The sequence below is a fragment of the Paraburkholderia sp. J69-1 genome (assembly GCF_905220255.1).
Taxonomy (GTDB): domain Bacteria; phylum Pseudomonadota; class Gammaproteobacteria; order Burkholderiales; family Burkholderiaceae; genus Paraburkholderia.
The window spans coordinates 141844-167125 of the sequence record NZ_CAJMZG010000022.1; the positions used below are offsets into that span (position 1 = coordinate 141844).

General features: G+C 62.0%; 24 protein-coding genes, 1 tRNA gene and 1 pseudogene. 17 read left to right on the forward strand and 9 right to left on the reverse strand.

Features of this window, described 5'->3' with window-relative positions; genetic code table 11:
* Positions 1-42: 42 nt before the first annotated feature.
* The 4 genes and pseudogenes from U5A67_RS31935 to U5A67_RS31950 all read right to left on the reverse strand — a co-directional run.
* Positions 43-1143: pseudogene (locus tag U5A67_RS31935) on the reverse strand (autotransporter outer membrane beta-barrel domain-containing protein); the annotation flags it as partial.
* Positions 1144-1279: 136 nt separating this feature from the next.
* Positions 1280-3493 carry a penicillin-binding protein 1A gene (locus tag U5A67_RS31940; protein ID WP_415767968.1) on the reverse strand — a complete coding sequence of 738 codons (2214 nt, stop codon included), beginning with the start codon at positions 3491-3493 and terminating at the stop codon, positions 1280-1282.
* Between the two features lie 255 nt (positions 3494-3748).
* Positions 3749-4024, reverse strand: coding sequence for a hypothetical protein (locus tag U5A67_RS31945; RefSeq protein ID WP_321817413.1), 276 nt, complete (start codon positions 4022-4024; stop codon positions 3749-3751).
* 34 nt (positions 4025-4058) lie between these two features.
* Positions 4059-4135: transfer RNA gene (locus U5A67_RS31950), tRNA-Met, on the reverse strand.
* A gap of 274 nt (positions 4136-4409) precedes the next feature.
* Between U5A67_RS31950 and U5A67_RS31955 the strand changes: the two genes are divergently transcribed.
* From U5A67_RS31955 to U5A67_RS31980, 6 genes are all read left to right on the forward strand, one after another.
* A complete protein-coding gene (locus U5A67_RS31955) occupies positions 4410-4733 on the forward strand; it encodes a metalloregulator ArsR/SmtB family transcription factor (RefSeq protein ID WP_321817412.1) in 324 nt (107 codons plus the stop codon).
* Positions 4727-5806 carry an ACR3 family arsenite efflux transporter gene (gene arsB, locus U5A67_RS31960; protein ID WP_321817411.1) on the forward strand — a complete coding sequence of 360 codons (1080 nt, stop codon included), beginning with the start codon at positions 4727-4729 and terminating at the stop codon, positions 5804-5806. Before U5A67_RS31955 ends, arsB begins: the two co-directional genes overlap by 7 nt.
* 18 nt (positions 5807-5824) lie before the next feature.
* Entirely contained in the window at positions 5825-6259 is a 435-nt protein-coding gene (arsC, locus tag U5A67_RS31965; RefSeq protein ID WP_321817410.1) for an arsenate reductase (glutaredoxin), read from the forward strand.
* On the forward strand, positions 6225-6974 hold the full coding sequence (gene arsH, locus U5A67_RS31970) for an arsenical resistance protein ArsH (RefSeq protein WP_321817409.1): 750 nt from the start codon (positions 6225-6227) through the stop codon (positions 6972-6974). The genes arsC and arsH overlap by 35 nt, the downstream gene beginning before the upstream one ends.
* Positions 6975-7254: 280 nt before the next feature.
* Positions 7255-8856, forward strand: coding sequence for a GH39 family glycosyl hydrolase (locus U5A67_RS31975; protein ID WP_321817408.1), 1602 nt, complete (start codon positions 7255-7257; stop codon positions 8854-8856).
* Between the two features lie 128 nt (positions 8857-8984).
* Positions 8985-10442, forward strand: coding sequence for an MFS transporter (locus tag U5A67_RS31980; RefSeq protein ID WP_321817407.1), 1458 nt, complete (start codon positions 8985-8987; stop codon positions 10440-10442).
* A 54-nt stretch (positions 10443-10496) separates the two neighbouring features.
* On the opposite strand, the gene U5A67_RS31985 is transcribed toward U5A67_RS31980, so the two are convergent.
* Positions 10497-11393 (reverse strand): LysR family transcriptional regulator, encoded by an 897-nt coding sequence (locus U5A67_RS31985; RefSeq protein WP_321817406.1) that lies wholly within the window; start codon positions 11391-11393, stop codon positions 10497-10499.
* Between the two features lie 232 nt (positions 11394-11625).
* Between U5A67_RS31985 and U5A67_RS31990 the strand changes: the two genes are divergently transcribed.
* The 6 genes from U5A67_RS31990 (at position 11626) to U5A67_RS32015 (ending at position 17871) form a co-directional block, all read left to right on the forward strand.
* The gene (locus U5A67_RS31990; protein ID WP_415767969.1) at positions 11626-13893 is read left to right on the forward strand and encodes a TonB-dependent siderophore receptor; all 2268 of its coding nucleotides are present in this window, start codon (positions 11626-11628) and stop codon (positions 13891-13893) included.
* A gap of 11 nt (positions 13894-13904) precedes the next feature.
* A complete protein-coding gene (locus tag U5A67_RS31995) occupies positions 13905-14837 on the forward strand; it encodes an ABC transporter substrate-binding protein (protein ID WP_321817405.1) in 933 nt (310 codons plus the stop codon).
* 45 nt (positions 14838-14882) lie between these two features.
* A complete protein-coding gene (gene pnuC / locus U5A67_RS32000) occupies positions 14883-15512 on the forward strand; it encodes a nicotinamide riboside transporter PnuC (protein WP_321817404.1) in 630 nt (209 codons plus the stop codon).
* Entirely contained in the window at positions 15512-16702 is a 1191-nt protein-coding gene (locus tag U5A67_RS32005) for a phosphotransferase enzyme family protein (RefSeq protein WP_321817403.1), read from the forward strand. Before pnuC ends, U5A67_RS32005 begins: the two co-directional genes overlap by 1 nt.
* Positions 16699-17601, forward strand: coding sequence for a sulfurtransferase (locus U5A67_RS32010; protein WP_321817402.1), 903 nt, complete (start codon positions 16699-16701; stop codon positions 17599-17601). Before U5A67_RS32005 ends, U5A67_RS32010 begins: the two co-directional genes overlap by 4 nt.
* 66 nt (positions 17602-17667) lie before the next feature.
* Positions 17668-17871 (forward strand): hypothetical protein, encoded by a 204-nt coding sequence (locus tag U5A67_RS32015; protein ID WP_205983799.1) that lies wholly within the window; start codon positions 17668-17670, stop codon positions 17869-17871.
* A gap of 22 nt (positions 17872-17893) precedes the next feature.
* Here the strand turns inward: U5A67_RS32015 and U5A67_RS32020 are convergent, their stop codons facing one another.
* On the reverse strand, positions 17894-18322 hold the full coding sequence (locus U5A67_RS32020) for a DUF6691 family protein (RefSeq protein ID WP_321817401.1): 429 nt from the start codon (positions 18320-18322) through the stop codon (positions 17894-17896).
* On the reverse strand, positions 18319-18765 hold the full coding sequence (locus tag U5A67_RS32025) for a YeeE/YedE family protein (protein WP_321817400.1): 447 nt from the start codon (positions 18763-18765) through the stop codon (positions 18319-18321). The genes U5A67_RS32020 and U5A67_RS32025 overlap by 4 nt, the downstream gene beginning before the upstream one ends.
* 365 nt (positions 18766-19130) lie before the next feature.
* Between U5A67_RS32025 and U5A67_RS32030 the strand changes: the two genes are divergently transcribed.
* The 5 genes from U5A67_RS32030 to U5A67_RS32050 all read left to right on the forward strand — a co-directional run bounded on the left by U5A67_RS32030 (position 19131) and on the right by U5A67_RS32050 (position 23503).
* The gene (locus U5A67_RS32030) at positions 19131-20444 is read left to right on the forward strand and encodes an MFS transporter (protein WP_321817399.1); all 1314 of its coding nucleotides are present in this window, start codon (positions 19131-19133) and stop codon (positions 20442-20444) included.
* Positions 20445-20590: 146 nt separating this feature from the next.
* Positions 20591-21622 carry a GGDEF domain-containing protein gene (locus tag U5A67_RS32035; protein WP_321817398.1) on the forward strand — a complete coding sequence of 344 codons (1032 nt, stop codon included), beginning with the start codon at positions 20591-20593 and terminating at the stop codon, positions 21620-21622.
* Between the two features lie 175 nt (positions 21623-21797).
* On the forward strand, positions 21798-22376 hold the full coding sequence (locus tag U5A67_RS32040) for a DJ-1/PfpI family protein (protein ID WP_321817397.1): 579 nt from the start codon (positions 21798-21800) through the stop codon (positions 22374-22376).
* Positions 22377-22426: 50 nt separating this feature from the next.
* Positions 22427-22762: a ribbon-helix-helix domain-containing protein gene (locus U5A67_RS32045; RefSeq protein WP_321817396.1), complete on the forward strand. Its 336-nt coding sequence runs from the start codon at positions 22427-22429 to the stop codon at positions 22760-22762.
* A 288-nt stretch (positions 22763-23050) separates the two neighbouring features.
* Positions 23051-23503 carry a hypothetical protein gene (locus U5A67_RS32050; RefSeq protein WP_321959778.1) on the forward strand — a complete coding sequence of 151 codons (453 nt, stop codon included), beginning with the start codon at positions 23051-23053 and terminating at the stop codon, positions 23501-23503.
* An 80-nt stretch (positions 23504-23583) separates the two neighbouring features.
* On the opposite strand, the gene U5A67_RS32055 is transcribed toward U5A67_RS32050, so the two are convergent.
* Positions 23584-24285, reverse strand: a complete 702-nt coding sequence (locus U5A67_RS32055; protein WP_321817394.1) for a succinate dehydrogenase iron-sulfur subunit — start codon at positions 24283-24285, stop codon at positions 23584-23586.
* 30 nt (positions 24286-24315) lie between these two features.
* The coding region (locus tag U5A67_RS32060; RefSeq protein ID WP_321817393.1) for an FAD-binding protein at positions 24316-25282 on the reverse strand (967 nt) is incomplete at its 5' end.

The following is a 25282-nucleotide window of genomic DNA, read 5'->3' on the forward strand; positions in this document are numbered from 1 at the left end:
AGACGGCTTTATTCTCGCGCGAAGCGAAGAAGGAGAATCGCGTTACCAGCTAAAACGGTAACCCGCCTGGCCAAAGACATTGCGTCGATAGTCGCCGCCGATGCTGCGCTCGTACTTCACGCCAACGCCCACGTCGCACCAGGACTGCTGCATGGCGTTGTCAAATGGCGTACCGCCAACCGTTGTTTGTCCCGGCGAGAAGAAATCGTGCAGCACGTCTGCCGTGAAATACGGCGTCACGCTTGACGTTTTCGAATCGTTGCTCAGATTCGCCTTGAACAAGCGCACGCCAAGACGGCCGCGCAGCGCATTCGTCGTGTTCGAACCAACCGGCGCAATGCCGTCGTCGAAGCCGTTCCGATGCAGGTATTGGTAGAGCAGTTGCGCCTGCGGCTCGATCGCCACGCCCGTTGAACCCAGCGCGAACGGCTTGCCCACTTCGCCCGACGTACCCGCGCCGAAACCGTTCTGGCATGCGCTGCCGCCATACTCATCGCCGAAACGATTGTGATAGTGAGTCAACTGGCCCACACCGTCAAAATAGGTGCCGTCAGGCAGAAACTTTGTCCAGTAGCCGCCAATCGACTGCGCCTGTGTTTCGACGCCGCAGGTTGCAACCGACATGGCCGCGATGCTTCGCGCGCTATCGGCGAAGTTCGCGGATGTGGAGCCGATCATGACCGTCGCGCCTGCGTGCGTGCTGCCGCCGTTCGTCGTGCGCGAGAGCGTCCAGTCTTTGCCAAACTCCGCGAAAAACGTATGTTCATCGGCCGAGAAGCGATCGCCCGCATCGGCGTCGAGATTCTGGCCGCCGAGCCGGCCTCAGACACCGTTGCTGTGCGCCGGTTGCGAAGCATCGAGATTCGCGACGTCGCCGACGCGTTCGTGCAGGCGCCCAAGGATCCTGAAACCGTAATCGGCATTCAGCAGTGGCGTGACCGAATAGCCGATGACGGCCGGCCGATACGCAACAGGTCCCAATGTCGATGCGCTGGCAGGTGATGCGGCCGCCGAATTGACGGAACCGGTGGAAGCCGTCTGGGCCGCTGCGAGGCGCGAGCGCAGATACCAGCTGTTCGCGTCCGACGTGCTGCCCTGATACAGCAGGTATTGATGGGCCCCAGCCTGTACCGCCGTCGCGAGGTGTGTCATTGCCTCATCAGGATATCGGCAGGGGCACAATGAACTGAAGATAGAGCAATTACGGATCAGATCCAAAGACATTGGTGCCTGTATCAGGGAATGTCGGGATATAACTCGCTGAGCGCGCGCCAGAGCGCTAGAAGGTCCAGAAAAGAAAATGATGATGTTTGCGTGGGCGATCCGGGCGGCGCGCATTGCTGCCTGGCGTTAGCCGTGCTTGTGGATCGATGACCCGCGCACGCAGCGCCATGTCATAGAACGCACCCACCACGGGCAGGGCGCTGTGTGCGCCTTCGCCCCAATAGTCGTTGCGTAACGTGACGCGCGCGTCGTCGAATCCTACCCATGCACCTGCGACCAGTTCGGGATGCATCAGGATGAACCAGCTATCCGCATTGTCCTGCGTCGTGCCGGTCTTGCCGGCCACGTCAGCGCGAATCCCAAAACGCGTGCGGATGTCCTCGCCGGTGCCCCGGTCAACGACATCGCGCATAACATCGACCAGCTTGCTCGCGGCGGCCGCGGGCAGTGCCTGATCCCGGCTGGAAACGGGGAAGTCAGCGAGCACCTTGCCATTGCGATCCTCGATACGCGTGACCATACGCGGTTCGATATAGGCACCCCGGTTCGCGATCGTGCAATACGCCGAAACCATTTCCCTGAGCGTGACCGGGCTGGTGCCGAGGGCGAGCGCGGGCACCGGGTCGAGGGGGCTTTCGCGTACGCCCATCGCACGCGCCAGCGCGGCGACTTTCTCCGGGCCCTCGCGCTGCATGAGTTGGGCCGTGACGCGATTGCGCGAAAACGTCAGGGCGTTACGCAGCGACATCGGGCGTCCGGTTGCGGGTTCAGGATCAGTCGGCTTCCATACCGCATTGCCCTTCAATGCAATCGCGACGTTACGATCCACGATCGTGTCGCCCGGCTGGGCACCGTCGGCAAACGCCGCGCCATACACAAACGCCTTGAACGTCGAACCGGGCTGACGCCGCGCCTGTTGTACGTGGTCGAACGGCTCGCCCTGAAAGTCGCGGCTGCCGACCCAGGCTTTGATATCCCCGTTGCGCGGATCGATGGCAACGAACCCTGCCTGGATCTGCGTCTTGCTATGGCACAAACCATTCACGAACGAAGCGTCACGCGCAAGTTTTCTCACTGCATTGGCGTCCGAAAGGCCGGAATCGCGGGCAATCCGATACTCAGGCGTCTGCCTGATGAACGACTGGAATAACGCATTGCCTGGCCAGCAGCCTGTACGGACGTTCCACGCGTCGTTGGCGATCCACTGCAACTGGCCGGTCTGCCACGCAACCGCTTGCGTCGCCATGGCCTGAAGCTTGGAATCGATGGTTGTATGCACAACGAGACCGTCGGCATAAAGGTTGTAGCCGTTGCGATCGGCCCATGCGGCCAGCCATCGGCGCAACTGTGCGGTGAAATGCGGCGCGGCGCCTACCGGTTCGGATTGCGGCTCGAAATTGACACTGAGCGGTTGCCGGGAGAGCCAGGCGTAAGCGCGTGGTTCAAGCTTGCCGAACTTCACCATCTGGGCGAGTACGGTGTTGCGGCGCTCGAGCGCGCGTTCGGGATTGATTACCGGGTTATAGGCACTGTTCGCCTTCAGCATTCCCACGAGCGTTGCGCTTTCAAGGATATTGAGGCTGGCAGCGGTTTTGCCGAAGTAAGTGCGCGCGGCCATTTCCACGCCGTATGCGTTGTAGAGAAATGGGACTGTATTCAGGTAGGTCTCGAGGATCTCGTTCTTGCTATAGACCGATTCGATCTTGAGCGCCGTGATCGCTTCTTTTAGCTTTCGCGTCAACGTCGGGGCTCGACCGACCTCTTCTGGATAGAGATTGCGCGCGAGCTGCTGGGTGATCGTCGAACCGCCCTGGCGAGATCCGGTGACGTTGTGGAGCGCTGCGGCGCCAAGACGCTGGAGATCGATGCCGTGATGCTGATAGAAGCGGTGATCCTCGGTTGCAATCAGGGCGTCCACCACATGGGGAGAAATCTGGTCGAGTCCGACCCACTCGCGGTTGACCGGCTTGAACTCGGTGAGCACAGCGCCGTCGGCGGAGAGAATGCGTGCGGGACGATCAATCCGGGCCTTGCGGATATCGCCGAGGTGCGGCGTGAAAGGGATGAGAGCCAGCACGTAGGCCAGCGAAAACACGGGCAGGGCAGCGAGAGCGAGTGCGATGCCCCGGCGCGTCGGATGCCGAACCGCATGCAGCATCGTACGGACGAGACGGCGCGCCATGACGCTGGCCGCGCCGGCAAGCGCACGGCCACGCGCCAGCCCGCGCGCGCAACGCTCGCGAAAAAAAGACACATACGGGTGATTCACGGTTACGGCGCATTCGACGAAAGGGCGGATCGTACCAAAGTGCAGTCGCGCTTTTCGCCGCAAAACAGGCGTTCATGCCTGCCGTTAACAGATGATTACATCTGTTTCGAATCTCGGGTTCGGGAAGGCGAGGGCCGTAACGTGCGTTGCTGTGGGTTGTGTTCGTGTGCGTGCCCCGTACACCTTGTCGCCACAAACGCAAAACCCGGCAGGGATGCCGGGTTTTATCGTGCTGCATTCATCATCGGCGCCAGCTCAGCACTCGCCTTTCTTCGCATGTCCAGGCGGGCAGTGCCAGTGCTTATCGTGATGATGGTGTCTTTCCCAGTCATCGCGTTCCCAATAGCGATGGCCGTCCCAATAGCGGTCGCCGTGCCAGCCTGGCGTAACGACCACAGCCGGTGGCGGCGGAGCGACGACGACGGGTGTACCAACGTTGATGCCCACGTTGACGTCGCCCGCGTGCGCTGCGCCTGTCAGGCCGATGGCCACTGCAGCAAACGCAAACTTGATGAATTGTGGTTTCTTCATGGAGCCGCCTCCCTGATTGCGCTTCGGGTATCGCTGGTTGCGGGGGCAGGATTTGAACCTGCGACCTTCGGGTTATGAGCCCGACGAGCTGCCAGACTGCTCCACCCCGCGGCGCGCAGTGTACCGGCATCATGGGGGCACGTCAAATGTGAAGCGGTCGATTACGGGGAGTGCTGATTCAAAATAGTATGGAGTGCGATTCATTATTCAGGCGAGTGTGTGACGCTTCTGGATTGCAGCGGCAAGGTAGGCGTATGCATACCATTGTCATAGACGAAATCGCTTCGGACACGCCATCCTTCGTGCGACCTGGTGCACGCGTTCTCATTGCGTTTCGATCTGGATCGGTGTTGCCTCTTCTCCATATTTCGAATATATTGGAAATATGGAAGAAAAAGACATCGTTCGCGCCCTCGCGGCGCTCGCTCATGATCTGCGCCTGCGTGTTTTTCGCATGCTGGTTGTCGCCGGTCCTGAAGGGCTCACACCCGGCATCATCGCGACACAGCTCGACGTGCCCAATGCGACGCTCTCCTTTCACCTCAAGGAGTTGATGAACGCCGCGCTGGTCACGCAGGAGCGCGACGGACGCACCTTGATCTATCGGGCCGCCTATGAGCATATGAATGCCGTCCTCGGTTTCCTGACCGAGAACTGCTGCCAGGGTCAGCCCTGCCTGAGCCCAGAGGCAGGTTCGTGCCAATGCTGAACGAGAACGCCACCCACATCGCCGCCATGCGCAAAAGCGCCTCGAAACCGGTCATCGGCTTCTTCGAGCGATATCTGACTGTCTGGGTCGCGCTGTGCATCGTCGCTGGCATCCTGCTCGGCCAGGCGCTACCGGGCGTCTTTCAGGCGATCGGGCGCATGCAATACGCCCAGGTCAATCTGCCGGTCGGCCTGCTGATCTGGGTGATGATCGTGCCGATGCTGGTGAAGGTCGATTTCGGCGCGCTGCATGAAGTGCGTCAGCACATCAAGGGCATTGGCGTCACGCTCGTCGTCAACTGGCTCGTCAAGCCGTTCACGATGGCGTTTCTTGCGTGGCTCTTCATCAAGCACCTGTTCACGCCGATGCTGCCCGCCGTGCAGCTCGACAGCTATGTGGCGGGGCTGATCCTGTTGGCCGCTGCGCCCTGCACGGCGATGGTGTTCGTCTGGAGCCGCCTGACCGGCGGCGATCCGCTCTTCACGCTCTCGCAGGTCGCGCTCAACGACAGCATCATGGTGGTCGCTTTTGCGCCGCTGGTTGGCTTTCTGCTCGGCATCTCGGCGATCACCGTACCGTGGGCGACGCTGCTCACCTCCGTCGCGCTGTACATCGTCATCCCCGTGATCTTTGCGCAGATCCTGCGAAAGATACTGCTCGCGCGCGGCGCGGCGGCATTCGAAGCGGCAATGGCGAAGATCGGCCCGTGGTCGATCACGGCGTTGCTCGCCACGCTGGTGCTGCTGTTTGCCTTCCAGGGCGAGGCCATTCTGAAGCAGCCGCTCGTGATCGTGCTGCTCGCCGTGCCGATCCTGATTCAGGTGCTCTTCAATTCGGCGCTAGCGTATTGGCTCAATCGCGCGGTCGGCGAGAAGCACAGCATCGCCTGTCCATCCGCGCTGATCGGCGCGTCGAACTTCTTCGAGCTGGCCGTCGCCACTGCAATCGGCCTGTTCGGTTTCAACTCCGGCGCGGCGCTCGCGACGGTCGTGGGCGTGCTGATCGAAGTGCCGGTCATGCTGCTCGTGGTGCGTATCGTCAACCGTTCGAAGAACTGGTACGAGTGCGCCTGAACGTTTGGGAAACATGCAATGAGCGAAGTCACCCTCTATCACAACCCGGACTGCGGCACCTCGCGCAATACGCTCGCGATGATCCGCAATGCGGGCATTGAACCGGTCGTCATCGAATATCTGACGAACCCGCCATCGCGCGAGAAACTCGTTGAACTGATCAGCCAGTCGGGGCTAAGCGTGCGCGAGGTGATGCGCGAGAAAGGCACACCGTACGCAGAACTGCATCTGGACAACCCGGCATTGACCGACGAGCAGTTGCTCGACGCGATGCTGGCGCATCCGATACTCATCAACCGTCCCTTCGTGGTGACGTCGATGGGCGTGCGTCTGTGCCGTCCGTCCGAAGTCGTGCTCGAGATCCTGCCCGACGCGCAACGCGGCGCGTTTGCGAAGGAGGACGGCGAAGTGGTGATCGATGCGGAGGGCAAACGTGTCCGCTCCGGTAACTGATCTCGCCACTGAGCTTCCGCAAGTCGATGCCGCGCTGTTTCGCGTACCCGATATCCAGCGCCTTCAGGCAGCGAAAGCTTCCGCGCATGCGCCCCGTATCCTTCTGCTTTACGGTTCGCTGCGCGAGCGCTCGTTCAGCCGATTGCTGAGCGAAGAGGCGGCGCGTTTGCTCACGGCGATGGGCGCCGAAGTCCGCACCTTCAATCCGAGCGGCCTGCCGCTGCCCGACGACGCACCCGACACGCATCCCAAGGTGGCCGAACTGCGCGAACGGGTGCTGTGGTGCGAAGGCATGGTCTGGTGCTCGCCTGAGCGCCATGGCGCGATGACCGGCATCATGAAATCGCAGATCGACTGGATTCCGCTTTCGGTGGGCGCAGTGCGGCCGACGCAGGGCAAGACGCTCGCGGTGATGCAGGTGAGCGGCGGCTCGCAGTCGTTCAACGCCGTCAATCAGATGCGTGTGCTCGGGCGCTGGATGCGCATGCTGACCATCCCGAATCAGTCGTCGGTGGCCAAGGCGTTCATGGAGTTCGATGAGGCCGGCCGCATGAAACCATCGGCTTATTTCGATCGCGTCGTGGATGTCATGGAAGAATTGGTGAAGTTCACCTTGCTCACGCGCGATATCGGTCCGTATCTGGTCGATCGCTACAGCGAGCGCAAGGAGAGTGCCGAAGAACTGATGAAGCGCGTGAACCAGAGCAACATCTGAACCACGCTCCGGGCCGCTTTGCAGTGCAGAGCGGTCAAGTCCGGCGAACAAACGTGCGAGCCACCAGAGGCTCTCATCTCGCTCCGAGCGCTGCCGCCATTCCACCATTCGCGCCCCGCTCATTGCGAACCACGTTCGCGCACCTCACGAAACGAGATACCAGCTATCGCAAAACAGGCGAGCACGCCGTCGCTCGCCTGGCTAGTCTCGGGCTCACTCACCCGTCGGGCGTCACGCCGGCGAGCGTGACCCATCAAAAAAGCATGAACGAGACTGGACAATGACAAAAAACAATCCTGGAGACAACTTCGGCGTATTCGTCGGGCGCCGGCGCGCCGTCAAGGCCATCGGCGCAGCCGCGCTGGCGGCGCTGAGCCCGGCGGCGCTGCTCAGCGCCTGTGGTGGCGGAAGCCTCAGCAGCCGCACGACGATGCCCGCGGGCTATCGCGCCGTGACCGTCGACGCCAGCCAGCGCGGCGCGGCGATCCGCTCGCTGCAGGGCCTGGACGGCCCGCCGGTGCCTGCGAAAGTGGGCGCGAGCAACGTGCCGACGGGCGCCACGGTCAGCGGCAAGATCGACAATCCGAACGGTCTGGACCGAACCGCGCAGTTCAAGCAGATGGGCGTGGATTTCGTGCGCACGCACGATCTCGACGCGTTCGGCACCGGCGATGTCGACGGCAGCGGCGTCAATCGTCTTTTCCCCGACTGGTCCGCCGATCCCACACTCCCGGCGAGCTATAACTTCACGGCGCTCGACACGATGATTGCGGGCATCGTGGCTTCGGGCGCCGAGGTCTTTTTCAGACTCGGCCGTAGCGATCTTTCGATGATCAGCGTGAATAATTCGAATGTGCCGCCCGCCGATTTCGATAAGTTCGCCACCATCGCCCAGCATATCGTGATGCACTACAACCACGGCTGGGCGAATGGGTTCAGCTACGGCATCCGCTATTGGGAAATCTGGAACGAACCGGATTTCACGCCATTCTGGACCGGCACCGCCGCGCAATATTATTCGCTGTACCAGAAGGTATCGGCGGCCATCAAATCGGTCGATTCCACCTTGAAAGTGGGCGGCCCGGTTACGGCCACGCATAACGACTATCGCGGCATGCTGAAGTCGTTCCTGAACGATGTGCAGGCCAACAGCCTGCCGCTGGACTTCTTCTCGTTCCATTGGTATCCGCAATATGTCGATCCGCTCGACTTCTACAAACTCGGTGTCGAATACCGCGCGCTGCTCAATTCGTATGGAATGACATCGACGGAATTGCATCTGAACGAATGGAATTACTCGCTATTCGCTACGCCTGCAGAAGAGGCGCACGCGGCTTTTGTCGCCACTGCACTGGTCTATATGCAGGAAGCGCCGATTGACCGCGCCTGCTGCTACATGCGCACGCAACCGCTGATCAGCGATACCGGTGCGCTGACAAAAGGCGGCAGCGCTATGCAGGCGGTCGGCTCGCTCAAGAGCCTGCTCAAGCTGACGACGAGCGGGCAGGATCAGCAAGGTTTCGCGGTGCTGGCGGGCGGCGCAAGCGACAATAAATCGGTGCGCGTGCTGATTTCGAACTATGAAATTCCGGCCGCGGATCTCGGTCCTCTGCCCAATGGAAACGACGAGGTGGTGCCCAATGTCGGCACCTTGACGCTGCTCGACCGTCAATCCATTACGTACCAGAGCAACGCGGGTTATGCGGTGACGGTAGAGAATCTGCCGTGGGGTAGCGGGGCATGCACGGTGCAGCAGTACCGCATCGACGCATCGAACAATCTCACGCTTGCCAGCACGTCGAAAATGACAGGATCGCAGATTACCTTCACGGCGGCATTGCCGGCGCCCCGCGTCGATTTGCTGGTGATAACGCCGGCCTGAAACCGGAACAAGCTATCGTTTTTGCGTTTCCCGCGCACGGGATAAGTATTCGATATCTCGTTCGTTGTGCCCAATGGATCGCCCTCGTATAACTGCTGGCTGTTCTTGCCGTCATTCAGGGGATTCCATTGAGCACACTCGATATCGAGCCGGTGGCTTCATCGCCCATCCGCTCCGCCAGCGACGTTTCACGCCTGATCAACGCCAGCACCGCGCGCACGAGTCACGCACGCGTGATCGTGCTGCTCGCGCTGGGCGGTGTGTTTCTCGACGCTTATGACCTCACGACGCTGTCCTATGGCATTCAGGATGTCGTGCGCGAATTCAATCTCACGCCTGCGCTAACCGGCTTTGTCACGTCGTCGATCATGATCGGCACGATTCTGGGCAGCCTGGTGGGCGGCTGGTTCACCGATCGTATCGGCCGCTATCAGGTCTTTATGGCCGACATGCTGTTTTTCGTGGTGGCCGCCATCGCGGCCGGGCTCGCGCCCAACGTCTGGGTATTGATTGCCGCGCGCTTCGTGATGGGGCTGGGCGTGGGTATCGATCTACCCGTGGCGATGGCGTTTCTCTCCGAATTCTCCCGATTTCAGGGCAGCGGTAATAAGGCGTCGCGCCTCGCTGCATGGTGCCCGATGTGGTACGCCGCTTCGTCCGTGTGCTTTCTGATCGTATTCGGTCTGTATTTTCTGTTGCCGCAGGAACACGCGGGCTGGTTGTGGCGCGCCTCGCTGATCTTCGGCGCTGTGCCCGCGCTCATCATTATCGCGGTGCGCAGCCGCTTCATGAACGAGTCGCCGCTGTGGGCCGCCAATCAAGGCAAACTCGACGACGCCGTGCGTATCCTGCGCGAATCGTACGGGATTCGGGCGCACAAGGAGGAGCACAAGGACGATGCCGCGCCCGTCACCGCCAGCGTGGTTAGCCAGCCGCCCGTGAGCTTTCGCGTGCTGTTTCGCAAGCCTTATCTCGCGCGCACGATCGTCGCCAGCGTGATGAATCTGTGCATTCCGTTCGAATACACGGCCATCGCATTCTTCCTGCCTTCGATCCTTTCGCAGTTTCTCGGCGCAGGTGTGTTCGAAACGATTTCGGCCTCGCTCGCGCTCAACGTGCTGTTTGCGCTCACGGGCGGCCTGCTCGGCATGCGCCTCGCGCACACGCGGCCTTCGCGGCATGTGGCGCTGGCGGGTTTTGCGCTGCAATTCGAGGCGCTTGTGGCACTCGCGCTGCTGGGGCATCCGCAGACGGCGCTGGGTATCGGCATCGCGCTGGCCATGCTCGGCACGTGGCTATTTGCCGAAGGTTTTGGCCCGGGCGCGCAGATGATGATCTATCCGGCGCTGTCGTATCCCACCTCGATTCGCGGCACGGGGCTCGGCTTTGGGCGTGCGCTCTCGGGCATTGGCAGCGCGGTCGCGCTGTTCGTGCTGCCGATCCTCAACGCGCGCCTGGGCACGGATATGTTCTGGGTCGTGGCGCTGGCGGCGATCATTCCCATCGGCTTTCTCGCGCTGGTGAAATACGAGCCCACAGAACACGATATCGACGACGAAGACACCATTCACCCGTCGGCACGCTAATTTTGCAGAAGGTAGCGCCGCTTGTCGCGGCGCTACCTTGTTTCACTGCCTATTTCACTGCACATCGGCCTGCGCTAGCAAGGCCACGAAATTCTCTACGATAGAATCCGCGCCTGAATCTGCGCTGCGTTCGCGCCAGGTCAGGCCCACATCCCAGCGCGCATCGGCATCTTCGATCGGCACGCACACGACCTTGTCGCCTGGCGATTGCAAGGCCGATTCGTGCATGATCGACACGCCCAGACCCGCGCCCACCAGCGAAAGTATCGTGAGCGATTCGTTCGCGTGCTGCACGAAACGCGGCTCGAAACGGCGCGATTCGCAAAATCGCACGATATGATCGTGCAGGCCCGGCGCGCGCGAGCGCTGCAGCATCAGGAACGGGAGCGTTTGCAGCACGGGCAGCGCGTGCGTGTTGAAGCCCTCGATCGTCGCTGCCAGCGTGCTCGGCACCACCAGCGCAAGCCGGTCCGATAGCAACCGGCGGTGCGCCAGCCCGGCCTGCACCGGCAGACGCACGAACCCCGCCTGAAGACTGCCTTCGAGCAGCCGCTCCATCTGTTCCGCCGAGGACAGATCGTGCAGCGCGACTTCGACTTCGGGAAATCGCTCGCGAAAACGCGGCAGCACGCGCGACACGGTTTCCACCGTCGAAAAGCTGTAGCCGATCGCCAGCCGGCCGACTTCGCCGCGTGCCGCGCGTTTGCCCTGCGAGAACACGCGCTCGGCGTGATCGACGAGCGGGCGGGCTTCGCCCAGAAAATAGCGTCCCAGTTCGGTCAGTTCGGTGCCGTGGCGGTCGCGCCGGAATAGCGGGGCGCCGAGATCGTCTTCGAGCCGTTTGATCTGTTTGGTGAGCGCCGGTTGCGAAAGATTGAGCGTTTGCGAAGCAAAGCCGAAATGCAGCGAATCGGCCAGCGTGACGAAGGACTTGAGTAAATGGAAGTTCATATCCGCGAGTTATCACCGCCAGGAAAACAAGTCATTGGACCGCGCGGTGCGGCTATGGTCGAATTGTGGTTCGCGAAGTATAGCGGCGCTTTTTAGCTCGGAGTGCCATGCAATTCATATATGGAATCCAGTGATTGGCTTATTGGAAAACGCGTATATGCACGCCGGTGAATGCGTGTCAACGCAACGGTTCCGTCGTTCGTTCAAAGGCGGATCAACTTGCAGGAAATACATGAAACAGGTATCGGGGGGAACACGCGCGGCCTTCACGCCGCGCGTCATGACGCGCGCTTTGGGCTTTGGCCTGGGCGTGAGTTTGATGGCGGCGCACGCGCTGGCCATGGCAGCAGAAGGTTCCAGCGCGGCATCGGCCGATGCTGCATCGTCGACTTCATCTTCCACATCGGCGGATAACAGCCAGGTGCTGCCAACCGTCACCGTCAACGGCACGAACGGCAACGCCTGGCGCGCCCGCACGGCCTCGGTGGCCGGTTACGAGAACGCCTTGCTGCGCGACACGCCCGCATCCGTCACTGTGGTCACGCGCGCGCAACTCGACGACCAGCAGGCCAAACGCCTGAGCGATGTGGTGCGCAACGACGCCTCGGTGAACAACGATTACGCGCCGGTGGGCTATTACGAGGGCTTTTCGATTCGCGGCTTCGCGCTCGATCCGGCCAGTGCTTACCGGCTCGACGGCCTCACGCTCTCGGGCGAACAGAATGTCGCGCTGGAAAACAAGGAGCGCGTGGAGATTCTCAAAGGGCTCGCCGGTATCGACAGCGGCGTGATCGCGCCGGGCGGCGTGGTCAACTACGTGAGCAAGCGGCCGGAGAACGTGGCGAGCGTAACGGCGGGCGTCGATAGCCGCGGTTCGACTTCGGCGGCGGTAGATCTCGGCCGCCGCTTCGGTCCTGACGATCAGTTTGGTCTGCGCGTGAATGCCGCGAAAGAGAACATGCATTCGTATATCGACGGCACCAATGGCCGCCGCACGTTCGGTTCGATCGCCGCGGACTGGAACATCAATCCGCAGGCCAGCCTGCAATTGAACGCGGAATTCCAGCAATGGATTCAGCGTTCCGCTTCGGGGTATCAGTTGCTGGGCGGCACGGTGGTGCCGTCGGCGGTATCGTCGTCGAAACTGCTGGGCGCGCAGTCCTGGGCCAAGCCCGTGACCACCGATGCGCTCAATATCAACGGCCGCTTCGACTACGCCTTCAACGACAATTGGCGCGCCTATGTATCGGCCGGGCGCAGCCGCACGATGATCGACGATAACGTGGCGTTCGTGTACGGCTGCTATTACGCCGCCAGTTGCAGTTCGGGCAGCACGTCGCCGTATTTCTTCGGCGCGAATGGCGATTACGACGTCTACGACTATCGCAGCCCCGGCGAATACCGGCGCAACGACGAAATGCGCGCCGCCGTGGACGGCAAGTTCAGCACCGGGCCGCTGCGTCACGAAGTCCTGTTCGGCACGAGCGCGCTGCATCGCGTGGTGCATCTGTCCGATGCCGTCTACGACTACGTGGGCAGCGAAAACATCTATGGCCCCGATGTCGATTTTTCGCCGTCACCGAACTCGCCGAGCGTGTCGTATCCGCAACTCGATGCCTGGCAATACGCGCTGTTCGCCACCGATCGCGTGAGTCTGGGCGAACACTGGCAGGTGCTCGCGGGCGGCCGCGCGGTGTTCCTGCGCCAGAAGTCGTGGACGAGCCAGGACGGCCCCGAAAGCGGCACCGATAAATCGGCGCTGCTGCCGCAGATCGCGCTGGTCTATAAGCCGGTCGCGCCGCTGTCGATCTATGCGTCGTACAGCAAGGACCTCTCGCTCGGCGATCAGGCGCCGGTGCGCGCGAGCAATGCGTATTCGTTCTTGCCGCCGGTCGAGTCGCATCAGTACGAGATCGGCGCGAAATACGACTGGGGCAACCGGCTCAGTTTGACGGCGGCCGTGTTCTCGATCAGCAAGCCGTTCGAGTATGCGCAGCCCGATTCGTCCGACGCGGGCTACACCTTCGTGCAGCACGGCACCGAACGCCACGACGGGATCGAGCTGGGCGCGTCGGGACGCGTGAGCGAGCGCGTGACGGTGACGGCGAGCGTCGCCGCGATTCGCGCGCGCGCTTACGATTCGGGCAATTCCGCCTATGAAGGGCATCAGGTCATCAACGTGCCGGCGCTGCATGCCGCGCTCAATGCGGACTGGTCGGTGCCGGGCATCGCGGGCTTCGATCTGCTGGGCGGCCTCGAATACAGTTCGAGCCGCAATGCCAACGAGGAAGGCACGGCGCGCGTGCCGGGCTGGATCGTGGTCAACGCGGGCGCGCGCTATACCACGCGCCTCGCCGGCCATCGCGCGGTCGTGCGCCTGTGGGTCGACAACCTCTTTAACCGCTACTACTGGCGCGATGCGGGCGAGCAGCAGGGCGACGCCTATCTGTTCCTCGGCGCTCCGCGCACGGCGCGACTGTCCGTGACCTACGACTTCTGATGAGAAACCGTATGACCCGAATCACCCTGATGCTCGAATACTTCCACCCGTGGACCAACGCGGCGGGCTTCTATGTGGCGCGCGACGAAGGCTGGTTCGCCCAGGCCGGGCTGGATGTGGAGATCGTCGTGCCCGATCCGGCGCGCGGCGACGCGCTCGCGCATCTCGCCCGCCACGAGGTGGATTTTGGCGTGTTCCCGAGCAACCGCCTGTTCGTGCAGCGCGAAGCGGGCCGCCCGCTGGTGGGCATCGCGGCGATCAACCATCGCGCGCTGGAGACGATCCAGACCGTGACGTCGACCGGTATCGAGCGTCCGCGCGATCTGGCCGGGCGGCGTCTTGCGCTGAACCCCACGCCGCGCGGCCTCGCGATGGTGCGCCATCTGGTGGCCCACGACGGCGGCGACCCGGACGCCATCGAGATCGTCGATAGCGGCGTGCGCGAGCTGCAACCCGAAAGCTTCCTGGATGGCGTGGCCGATGCGTCGTTCGGCAGCTACTGGGCATGGGATACGCTGCTGCACACGCGCGTGCCGGATGCCGAGCGCCGTATCTGGCCCGTCGATGAAATCGGCGCGCCCGCCTATCATAGCTACCTGCTCGGCGCCCACGAGGACACGCTGGAGACGCGCGGCGAAATCGTGCGCGGCTTTCTGGCGGCGGCGCGGCGCGGTTATCTGGCGGTGGCGCAGGAGCCCGCGCGGGCCTTGCCGTCGCTCGAACGCGTGATTCCGTATTTCCCGCGTGCGCTGCTGGCGCGCTCGCTGCCGCTGATCGCCGGAACGTGGACGCACGAGGGCGAATGGGGCGTGCAGCGCGACGCGCTGATTCACCCGTACGCGCAGTGGCTCGGCAAACATGGCGTGCTGCGCGATGCGTCACAGAGCGCGCAGGCGTTCACCAACGCGTTTCTGCCCGACGATACAGGCCGCCTGGCCGCGTAATCGCACGGCTCTCCCGACACGGATTCCCTTACCCATTTATCCACTATGTCTTCACTCGAAATCATCGGCGTCGTTGTCAGCGCGCTGGCGATCTGGCTCACGGCGCGCCGCAAGATGCTGTGCTGGCCGGTCGGGCTCGCCTCGGTTGCGCTCTACGGCTGGATTTTCTTCGACGCCAGGCTTTATTCGGATGCGCTCTTGCAAGGCGCGTTCGGCGTGCTTCAGGTGTACGGCTGGCAGCGCTGGTTCGCGCAGCAGCGGCGCGATGCCGGCCAGGAGAGCGAAGCGGCGCAGGCTGTCGTACCGGTCGTGCCCGTTGGCGGTGTGAGCTTCGCGCGCCTCGCGCCCGACCTGCTCGCGGCGGTTGGTCTGAGCGTGTTGCTCGGCGCGGCCATGGCGCATTTCACCGATGCCGCGCTGCCGTGGGTCGATGCCTCGCTCACCGCGTTCAGCCTCGTGGCCCAATACTGGACCGGGCGGCGCTACATCGCTTCGTGGACGCTGTGGATCGTGGTCGATGTGATCTACGTGGGCATGTTCGTGTTCAAGGGGCTGTATCTCACTGCGGGCCTTTACGCCGCGTTTCTGGTGCTGGCGGCGCTGGGCTGGCGCGACTGGTCGCGCGCCAGGGCCGAACACGAGGCGTCGTATGCCGTATCGGGAAGCCTGGTCTGATGACGCACGAGAAACACGCCGCGCCGCCTGACGCCGCCTTGTCGAACGCGCCGCTGCAATTCACCGTCGATGGCGAAAAGGCCGAACGCGACTGGCCGCTCATCACGCGCGACGAAGTCGAGCGTCTGCTGGCCGGTTACGCCGATCTCGCGCCGCTCGCGAAGATCGCCTGGCACAGTCCGAGGCCGTTTTCGGCGGCGGTGCTTGCGCATACGCTCGACGGCCGCGCATGGTTCGTGAAGCGCCATCACGCGCGTCTGCGCAGCGCGGCCGGGCTGGCCGAAGAGCATGGTTTCATCGCCCATCTGCGCAGCCGCGGCCTGCCGGTCGCCGATGTGCTGGCCGATGGCACGGGCCGCACGGCCATCACGCACGGCGACTGGACCTGGGAAGTCCATGCCAGCGCGCCAGGCATGGACGCGTATCGCGGCGTGATGTCGTGGAAGCCGTTCTTTCATGCGAGCCACGCGTGGTCGGCGGGGCGCACGCTGGCGCGACTGCATCAGGCATCCGCCGATTACGATGCGCCCGCGCGGGCGTTGCAGCCGCTGCTGTCGAGTTTTCGTGTGCTGGGTTCGGCGGATTTTGGCGGTGCACTGGAGCAGTGGGTGCAGGCCCAGCCCGCGCTCGCGCGTTCGCTCGATAAACATAACTGGCGCGCCGATCTCCAGGAGACCATCGCGCCAGCGCACGCGCGGCTGGTGCCGTTTCTGCCCGCGTTGCGCCCGCTCTGGACGCATGGCGACTGGCACGCATCGAACCTGTTGTGGACCGACGCCACGCCCGGCGCGCAGGTGCGCACGGTGCTCGACTTCGGCCTTTCGGATCGCACCTGCGCGGTTTACGACATTGCGCTCGCCATCGAGCGCAATACGATCGACTGGCTGGCCGCACCGGCGAACGTCACGGTGCACTACGACCATATCGGCGCGCTGCTCGACGGTTATGAGTCGCTCGCGCCGTTGAGCGAAGCCGAATACGAAGCGCTGATCGCGCTGCTGCCGATCGTGCATACGGAATTCGCGCTGCTCGAAGTGGAATATTTCGACGCTATTCTCGGCGACGAAACGGGCGTCGCGGCTGCGTACGACGGCTATCTGCTCGGCCATACGCGTTGGTTCGCGCAAGACGAAGGACAACGGCTGCTAACGTGGTTGCGCACGCGCCGCCGCAAGGAGAGCAACGCATGAGCGATTTATCCCAGGACGCTGCCGCGCGGCGCGCCCGCATGCTGATCGAACCGGCGGCGCTTGCTGCGCGGCTGGGCGAGCCGGGTCTGGTTGTGCTGGACGCCCAGGTCGAACTGCCGTCGCCGCGTTTCGACGGCGATTATCGGGTGGCGAGCGGTTACGACGGCTGGCTCGCGCAGCGCGTGCCGGGCGCACGTCATGCCGATCTCAGCGCGAAGCTGAGCGCACCGCACGCCACGCTCTCGTTCATGCGGCCCGTGCCTGAAGTGCTCGCGCGTGAGCTGGCGGTGCTGGGCGTTGGCGCGGCCTCGAATGTGGTGATCTACGACCGCAGCGATGGCTTCTGGGCCGCGCGACTCTGGTGGATGCTGCGCTGGATCGGCATCGACGCGCAGGTGCTGGATGGCGGCTGGCGGGCCTGGTGCGCGGCCGGTTTGCCGGTCGAGAGCGGACCGGCGGGCGAAGTGTCCGGGGCGGGCGAAAGTCTGCAAGTGCGCGAGCGCAACGGCATGTGGGCCGATCGCGCCGATGTCGAAGCGATCCTCGCCGGGCAGGTGCGCGCGACGCTGGTTTGCGCGCTGTCGGCCGATGTTTTCACTGGGCGCGCAGCCAGCCGCTACGCGCGGCGCGGGCATATTCCGGGCAGCCTGAACGTGCCCGCACGAAGCCTGCTCGACGCAACGGGGCGCTATGCGCCGGCATCCGTGATCAGTGAGGCGCTGCGATTGGACGGACCGGTCTGCGTCTATTGCGGCGGCGGAATTTCCGCCGCGGTGGACGCGCTGGCGCTCACGCTGGCGGGTCACGACGCCGTGTCGATCTACGACGGCTCGCTGCAGGAATGGGCCGCCGACCCGGCATTGCCGCTCGATATTGCGCCTGTGCTAAGCATCGAATAAATGCTTGTTTGGCGGATGCACGGACGGTGACTAGATTTGACGCATACATTCCGCGAGGAAAGCGTCATGTCGAATCACATCGCCGCACGGCTGTGGAGCCTGTTCAGCCGCAAACGGGTGGAAAGCGCGCAAAACCCGGAAAGCGAAGGCGAGCATCCCGATGCTCACGCCCAGGTCGAACGCGCCGCACTGTACGCGCGTCACGGCTATTTCAATTCGAGCTTCGCGCCGCTGCTGTTTCCTTTTGTGCCGGAAATCCCGCTGGAATAAGCGGGATTGAGCACGGCGCGGCTTATTGCCCGCGCCCAGCCGTCAAACGATAAATCCACCACCCGGCGATCATCGAAGGCAGGAAGTAGAGCGCTTCGATATTCGGATGCGCAAGCAGCGCGATGGCCGGGCCCGGGCAATAGCCCGCCGCACCCCAACCGATGCCGAATAGCGCCGCGCCTGCAATCAGCCGGGCGTCGATGGCTTTCGCGGTTGGCAACGCAAAACGGTCGTCCAGCACGGGTTTGGCGCGGCGAAGAATCAAGCGGAACGCGATGACGGCGAGCGTCACCGCGCCGCCCAGCACGAACAGCAGACTGCCATCCCACGCTCCGCTCACGTCGAGAAAGCCCAGCACTTTCTGCGGACGCGTCATGCCCGAAAGCGCAAGTCCACCACCGAAAAGAAACCCGCATACGAGGCTTGCCAGCAGTCTCAGCGCGCTACTCATTGCAGCCCCAGGATGTGACGCACGAAGAACGTCGTGACGATGGCGGTTGCCAGAAACACGCCCGTCGCGACCGCCGAGCGGCGCGAGAAACGCGCGAGTCCGCAGACGCCGTGTCCGCTCGTGCAGCCGTGTCCGAGCGCGGTGCCGTAGCCAGTCGCCAGTCCCGCGAGAATCAGCAGAACAGGCGGGAAACCTGGCCGCGCGTGCGGAGCGAGATCGACATGAAACAGCGCGCGCGCAATGGCATAGCAGACGGCGGCGCCCGCGATCAGACCGAGCAGAAAGGCCGCACGCCACGCGGATTCGCGGCGCTCGCCCCAGATCAACTGGCGCGCGATCCCGCTGATTCCGGCGATTCTGCCGTTGAGCCAGAGCAGTAATGACGCCGATAGGCCGATCAGCAGGCCACCGGCAAGGGCGCTATAGGGCGTGAGGTGCGTCATGAGTGCAAGCGAGTAAAGGTGAGCGAGCGGTTCGATGGCGAATGATACGACACGCCACATCACCCAAAAAGTCGGCCGTTTGGCTAACTCAGTGTTTTGCGAGTTTGTTCTTTCACCATCTGTTTTAGTTATCGATGGACGTTGTCGCGGCGATGCGCGCAGTTAATCGAGCCAGATCGAACGCGGCACCTCAAGCCTTGTCTGACGTGCCTTTGCGCTATGCGATCGACCTCCGTTGCACACAAACGGCGGCGCATCTAAGCGGCCAAACCATCCGCGTGAAGGTTTACCCTCGATATCGATTCGCCACGCGCTTTTTGTATCGTCGAACTCTATGCAGACGGCATGGTTCACGGAGAAAGCGCATGTTCAAGTGGTACACCGAGCTGACAAAGCCGGAAAAGCAGACGTACTGGGCGTGTTTCAGCGGCTGGGGACTCGACGCGATGGACACGCAGATGTACGCGCTCGCGATTCCCACGCTGATCGCCTTGTGGGGCATGACGCGCGGTGAAGCCGGTCTGCTGGGTACGACGGTGCTGATCATGGCGTCGCTGGGCGGCTGGATCGCCGGCATTCTGGCCGACCGTTACGGGCGTGTGCGCGTTCTGCAGATCACGATTCTGTGGTTTTCGGCGTTCACGCTGCTGTCGGCGTTCACGCACTCGTTCTGGCAATTGATGTTCACGCGCGGCCTGCAAGGGCTGGGCTTTGGCGGCGAATGGGCCGTGGGCGCGGTGCTGATCAGCGAGACCATCCGCCCGCAGGTGCGCGGCCGTGCAGTGGGATCGCTGCAGGCGGGCTGGGCGGTGGGTTATGGCGTGGCCGTCCTGCTTTCGACGCTGATTTTCAGCACGCTCGAAGCCGACCTCGCCTGGCGCGTGCTGTTTGCCATCGGCCTGTTGCCGACGCTGCTGGTTCTGTGGATTCGCCGCCATATCAAGGAAGCGCCGGTGTTCGCGCAAACGCGCGCCGAATCGGCCGCCGACCGTCCGGGCATCTGGGCCGTGTTCGCGCGTCCGATGCGCGCCACCACGCTCAAGGCGATTCTGCTCACGTTCGGCATTTACGGCGGCAACTACGTGATGATTACGTGGCTGCCCGCGTACCTGAAACTGGTGCTGAACCTGTCGATCGCGAATGTCGGCGGTTATCTGGCGATCAATATTCTGGGCTCGTTTGCGGGCGCGTTTCTCAATGGCTGGATGGCGGACCGCTTCGGCCGCCGCCGCACCTTTATCGTGATTGCCTGCCTGCAGGCGGTGGCCGTCGCCATCTATACGCTCACGCCGATTACGCTGCCCGTGACGCTCGTGCTCGGCTTCGTGCTCGGCACGCTGCAATCGGGTACGGCGGCGGGGACGGGCGCTTATCTCGCCGAGTTGTTTCCCACGCGCATTCGTGCTTCGGCGCAAGGGTTGTGCGGCAACGCGGGCCGTGCGATCGGCGCCATCATGCCGACGATGGTGGGCGTGCTGGGCGCACGGGTCGAACTGGGCGCGGCGATGGGACTGTGCGCGTGCGTGTCGTATCTGCTGGTGGTCACCGCGGCCTTCATGCTGCCCGAAACGCGCGGCCGCGATCTCACGCAGGTCGACGGCGAAAGCGAATCGTCGTCTGCGACCGAGTCCAGCGAAACCTCGCTGCGCCAGGTGCCGGTATCGGGCGATGCACGTTGAGTTGCATGGAATATCGCGTGGTGTGAAGAAGTTACCGATCGTCGGATAACGCGTGCAAACCACGGTAGATCGGGCAAAAGAAAACTGTTACCGTGGGCCGCACATAATCACGGTGGCAGATTTGCCCGATTTTCTGAGCACGCGTTATGGACGAATTGCTTGAAAACCTTTCCCAGAAGGTTGGGGCGGCGCAGAGCCTGGAAGGGCTGGTACGGCCGCTGCTCGAAATGCTGGGGATCTTGACCGGGTTGGAATCGACTTACCTGACTTCCGTCGATTTCAGTCGCGAAGTGCAGACCGTCCTCTACGCGCGCAACGAAGGGCGACCGCAGATTCTCGAAGGTTTGCAGGTTCAGTGGTTCGATACCTTATGCAAACGCAGTCTGGAAAGCGGGCGGCGCGTTGTCAGCAATGTGCGCGAAATCTGGGGCGATTCGCGTGCAGCGGCCGACCTCGAAATCGGCACTTATGCGAGTGCGCCGGTGTGCGCGGAAAACGGCGCGGTGATCGGCACGCTTTGCGGTATCAGCCGCGAAAGTCTGGAAATCAGTTCAAGAGCGCGTGGGGCAATGAATGTATTTGCCAAACTGATTTCCGAACATCTCGAGCGCGAGCAATTAATCGAACAACTGAAGCTCGCTAACGACCATCTCGCGCGCCGCGCACTCATCGACGATTTAACGGAACTGCCGAACCGGCGTGCCTTGCACGAAGAGCTCGGCCGGTTGCTTTCAAATGCTGCCGCGGCAGGTTCGTATGTGGCGGTGTGCGTGATTGATCTGAACGGTCTTCGGGAACTTAACGATCAACGCAGCTACGGCACCGGCGACCAGTTTCTGCAGGCCTGTGCGCAACGGCTGGCGGCAGCGACTGCGGATAACGGTCTGCTTGCCTATATCGGTGGCGGGCGTTTCGCTTTTATCGCGCCTGGACCGGACGATTTCGCACAGGCCACCCTGATGGCCGAGGAAGTCGCTAGCAGCCTCGCGACGGTGACGGCGGGCGAATACGCCTTATCGAACGTTCGTTTGCATTATCAGGGCGCGGCGGCCGGTTGCGTGGCGGTGCGCTTCCTCACGGTTGCGCAGGCGCTCGATCAGGCGGACCAGGAAGTGTGCCGCGTCAAACGCTTGCGCGACGCCGCGCGGGCCAGCAAGGGCGCCTGGGCGTTTAACTGATTCATCGGCATTCCGTTTTCCCCGTTTCCTTCACTCAGGTTTTAGATATCTATTACCTGCTGGCACGCGTCGCTCGCTATATTGCCTTTCGACGGCGGCGGGCGTGCCCATGGTTGTCGCAGCACTACGCGCCCGTTCTTTCGCCACTATTCCCACTGCCGAGAGGAAACGAAAGATGAGCAAGCGCATTCTTATCATTGCGGGCGACTTTGTCGAAGACTACGAACTGATGGTGCCGTTTCAGGCGCTAGCGGCCGTTGGCCATACGGTGCACGTGGTTGCGCCGGACAAGCGCGTGGGCGACCTCATTCGCACGTCGATTCACGACTTCGAAGGCGATCAGACTTACACGGAAAAGCGCGGCCACAATTTCACGCTCAACGCGGACTTCGCCGCAACGAATCCCGCCAACTATGACGCGCTGCTCATTCCCGGCGGACGCGCGCCCGAGTATCTGCGCCTGAACGAAACGATCATCGCGTGGCTGCGCCATTTCGCGGAAGCGAAAAAGCCCATCGCTGCGGTGTGCCACGGCGCGCAACTGCTGGCGGCCGCTGGCGTGATCGAAGGACGGCGCATTTCGGCCTATCCGGCCTGCGCGCCCGAAGTCAAGCTGGCGGGCGCGCAATATGTGCCGCTCGACTGGCCCGATGCCATCACCGACGAGAACTTCGTCACCGCGCCCGCATGGACGTCGCACGCCAACTGGCTGGCGCAATTCCTCGCGCTGCTCGGTACGCGTATCGAGCACTGATCGAATGCAGTGACGTATCATCAATGATGACGTGCCTGGGAGCCTGATTTATGTGCGAGATCTACATCAACGCCGATCCAATCCTTTATGAATCTCGCACGCGTGCGCTGCGCATTCATGGCGTAGTCACAACCGTGCGGCTCGAAAATCTTTTCTGGGACGTGCTGCAGGAAATCGCCAATCGCGAGAATAAAACGACGACACAGTTCGTCGTGCAGCTTTACGACGAACTGCTTGCCGCACGTGGCGAAGAAGCGCTGAATTTCGCGTCGTTTCTGCGCGTGTGCTGCTTGCGCTATCTCTCGACCTGTGCGGAGCAAGACGCCGCCGGAGATATGCCGCGCGATACGGGGTTTCAGCCGCGTGTGGTGAAAGCCGCAATGTGATGCTGTCGACAAAATTGACTACCGGTTCTGGAAGGCAGTCTTCCAGAGTCGATGTCAATGCTGCCCGGTATTTTCGCTAGAATCAAAACCCTCCCAGGTAAGATGCACTGATGTGCTACTTGCATTCGGCCGCAGCCATGCTGCGGCTTTTTTTTCGTCTGCAAAGAGGCGATTCGATTTTATGGATCGTTGAGCGTTTCGGAATTCTGATTCCATTTGCTGCACAAAATCAGTACTCATTTGATCATCTATAATTTTGTCGATCAGTTCAAAACCTGGAGCAATTTTATGAACCGCTCCCGTTCTAAAAAAATCACTCGCGGCAAGTTTCTACCGCTTCCCGCGCCCATTGTTCGCGCGACTTCGCTACAAAACCATCTTGCTCTTGAGGCGCTGCGCAGCCGCCACGGCGCCAGTCTTCACGCAACCTTTCTCTTTCGTGCGGTCTATCTGACATATCTGCTTTGCGATGCGAACGATCAGCATAAAAAGACGGACACTTTTCAGGAAGCCGAAGCCGCACTTGGCCGATGTAGTCACCGCGCGCAAGCGGGCGGTTCCTGGCAATTGCCGGAAAGCGATATCGACGTATTCCATTGCGTGCTGACCTTGCACGACAAGCAGCTTCAATCGGTTCCAGCACACCTTTATGAGGCGGCGTGCGAGCAGCTTCTGAATTATGTGGTGAATGGCGGGGAACCTGTCATTCGGGCAGCAGCAGGCGATGAGTGCGTCCAGTAAGCGGAATGAGTGAATTGAATCGCCGCAACAGAAACGCCCCGCCAGAGCAATCCTGGCGGGGCGTTTCTGTTGGGCGCTGATCACACCGCGCGGCGTACCATCAATTCCTTGATCTTGCCGATTGCTTTGGTCGGGTTCAATCCCTTTGGGCAAACGTCGACGCAATTCATGATCGTATGGCAACGGAACAGGCGATACGGATCTTCGAGGTTGTCGAGACGTTCGCCTGTGGCTTCGTCGCGGCTATCGGCGATAAAGCGGTAAGCCTGCAACAGACCTGCCGGGCCGACGAACTTGTCCGGGTTCCACCAGAAGCTCGGACACGACGTCGAACAACTTGCGCACAGAATACATTCGTACACGCCGTCGAGTTCATCGCGTTGATCGGGCGACTGCAGACGCTCTTTCTCGGGCGGCGGCGTATCGTTGATCAGATACGGTTTGATCGAGTGATACTGGTTAAAGAAGTGCGTCATGTCGACAATCATGTCGCGCACAACCGGCAAACCCGGCAGCGGGCGCAGCACGATCTTGTGCGGCAGATCGTTGAGGTTCGTGAGGCACGCCAGACTGTTCTTGCCGTTGATGTTCATCGCGTCCGAACCGCACACGCCTTCGCGGCACGAGCGACGGAACGACAAGGTTTCATCGACTTCCTTGAGCTTGACCAGCGCGTCGAGCAGCATGCGCTCGTGCGTGAGTTCCAGCTCATAGGTTTGCATACGTGGCGCTGCGTCTTTATCCGGGTCGTAGCGATAGACTTCAAAAATGCGTTTAGCCATTTTCCAATTCCTTTCTGACTGGCGCTTGCCTTAGAACGTACGCGGCTTGGGCGGCACGGACGCGACGCTCATCGGCTGCATCTGCACGGGCTTGTAGTCGAGCCGGTCGCCTTCGCTATACCAGAGCGTATGACGCAACCAGTTCTCGTCGTCGCGTTCCTTGTGTTCGGCAGGTGCGTGTGCGCCACGGCTTTCCTTGCGGGCTTCCGCCGACACAATGGTTGCGCGCGCAACTTCAATCATGTTCGCTACTTCGAGCGCTTCGACGCGCGCGGTATTGAACACTTTTGATTTGTCCTTGAGGTGGATGCTGTCGACACGTTTCGCGACTTCGGCGATATTCTCGACACCTTCGGCCATGAGCTGTTCGGTGCGGAACACGCCTGCGTGCTGCTGCATCGTCGAACGGATATCGCGTGCCACTGCCGGCGTAGGTTCTCCCGACGACGATTTTTCCAGCCGGTTCAGACGTGAAAGCGCGAAATCGGCGGCATCGGCCGGCAGCGGCTTGTGATGCCGGACTTCCTTCACATGCTCGATGATGTGATTGGCCGCAGCGCGGCCGAACACCACGAGGTCGAGCAGCGAGTTGGTGCCCAGACGGTTTGCGCCATGCACAGACACACACGAGCATTCGCCCACGGCATAGAAGCCGTTGAGAGGGTCTTTAAAGCCCTTTGAGGTGCCGACCACCTGGCCGTGAACATTCGTGGGAATCCCGCCCATCTGGTAGTGAATCGTCGGAACGACCGGGATCGGTTCCTTGATGCAGTCCACGTTCGCGAACTTCAGCGCGATTTCGCGAATCGACGGCAGACGCTTCATGATCGTTTCCGCGCCGATGTGCGAAAGATCGAGCAGAATGTGATCTTGCTTTGGCCCTTCGCCACGGCCTTCGATAATCTCTTGCCCCATCGAACGCGAAACAAAGTCACGCGGCGCCAGATCCTTCAGCGTCGGTGCGTAGCGCTCCATGAAGCGCTCGCCGTTCGAGTTT

Excerpts from the sequence above, each read along its gene's own strand:
- U5A67_RS31945 (WP_321817413.1), bottom strand. The coding sequence starts at position 4,024 with ATGAAGAAACCACAATTCATCAAGTTTGCGTTTGCTGCAGTGGCCATC.
- U5A67_RS31955 (WP_321817412.1), top strand. The coding sequence starts at position 4,410 with ATGGAAGAAAAAGACATCGTTCGCGCCCTCGCGGCGCTCGCTCATGAT.
- arsB (WP_321817411.1), top strand. The coding sequence starts at position 4,727 with ATGCTGAACGAGAACGCCACCCACATCGCCGCCATGCGCAAAAGCGCC.
- arsC (WP_321817410.1), top strand. The coding sequence starts at position 5,825 with ATGAGCGAAGTCACCCTCTATCACAACCCGGACTGCGGCACCTCGCGC.
- arsH (WP_321817409.1), top strand. The coding sequence starts at position 6,225 with ATGCGGAGGGCAAACGTGTCCGCTCCGGTAACTGATCTCGCCACTGAG.
- U5A67_RS31975 (WP_321817408.1), top strand. The coding sequence starts at position 7,255 with ATGACAAAAAACAATCCTGGAGACAACTTCGGCGTATTCGTCGGGCGC.
- U5A67_RS31985 (WP_321817406.1), bottom strand. The coding sequence starts at position 11,393 with ATGAACTTCCATTTACTCAAGTCCTTCGTCACGCTGGCCGATTCGCTG.
- U5A67_RS31990 (WP_415767969.1), top strand. The coding sequence starts at position 11,626 with ATGAAACAGGTATCGGGGGGAACACGCGCGGCCTTCACGCCGCGCGTC.
- U5A67_RS31995 (WP_321817405.1), top strand. The coding sequence starts at position 13,905 with ATGACCCGAATCACCCTGATGCTCGAATACTTCCACCCGTGGACCAAC.
- pnuC (WP_321817404.1), top strand. The coding sequence starts at position 14,883 with ATGTCTTCACTCGAAATCATCGGCGTCGTTGTCAGCGCGCTGGCGATC.
- U5A67_RS32005 (WP_321817403.1), top strand. The coding sequence starts at position 15,512 with ATGACGCACGAGAAACACGCCGCGCCGCCTGACGCCGCCTTGTCGAAC.
- U5A67_RS32010 (WP_321817402.1), top strand. The coding sequence starts at position 16,699 with ATGAGCGATTTATCCCAGGACGCTGCCGCGCGGCGCGCCCGCATGCTG.
- U5A67_RS32015 (WP_205983799.1), top strand. The coding sequence starts at position 17,668 with ATGTCGAATCACATCGCCGCACGGCTGTGGAGCCTGTTCAGCCGCAAA.
- U5A67_RS32020 (WP_321817401.1), bottom strand. The coding sequence starts at position 18,322 with ATGAGTAGCGCGCTGAGACTGCTGGCAAGCCTCGTATGCGGGTTTCTT.
- U5A67_RS32025 (WP_321817400.1), bottom strand. The coding sequence starts at position 18,765 with ATGACGCACCTCACGCCCTATAGCGCCCTTGCCGGTGGCCTGCTGATC.
- U5A67_RS32030 (WP_321817399.1), top strand. The coding sequence starts at position 19,131 with ATGTTCAAGTGGTACACCGAGCTGACAAAGCCGGAAAAGCAGACGTAC.
- U5A67_RS32035 (WP_321817398.1), top strand. The coding sequence starts at position 20,591 with ATGGACGAATTGCTTGAAAACCTTTCCCAGAAGGTTGGGGCGGCGCAG.
- U5A67_RS32040 (WP_321817397.1), top strand. The coding sequence starts at position 21,798 with ATGAGCAAGCGCATTCTTATCATTGCGGGCGACTTTGTCGAAGACTAC.
- U5A67_RS32045 (WP_321817396.1), top strand. The coding sequence starts at position 22,427 with ATGTGCGAGATCTACATCAACGCCGATCCAATCCTTTATGAATCTCGC.
- U5A67_RS32050 (WP_321959778.1), top strand. The coding sequence starts at position 23,051 with ATGAACCGCTCCCGTTCTAAAAAAATCACTCGCGGCAAGTTTCTACCG.
- U5A67_RS32055 (WP_321817394.1), bottom strand. The coding sequence starts at position 24,285 with ATGGCTAAACGCATTTTTGAAGTCTATCGCTACGACCCGGATAAAGAC.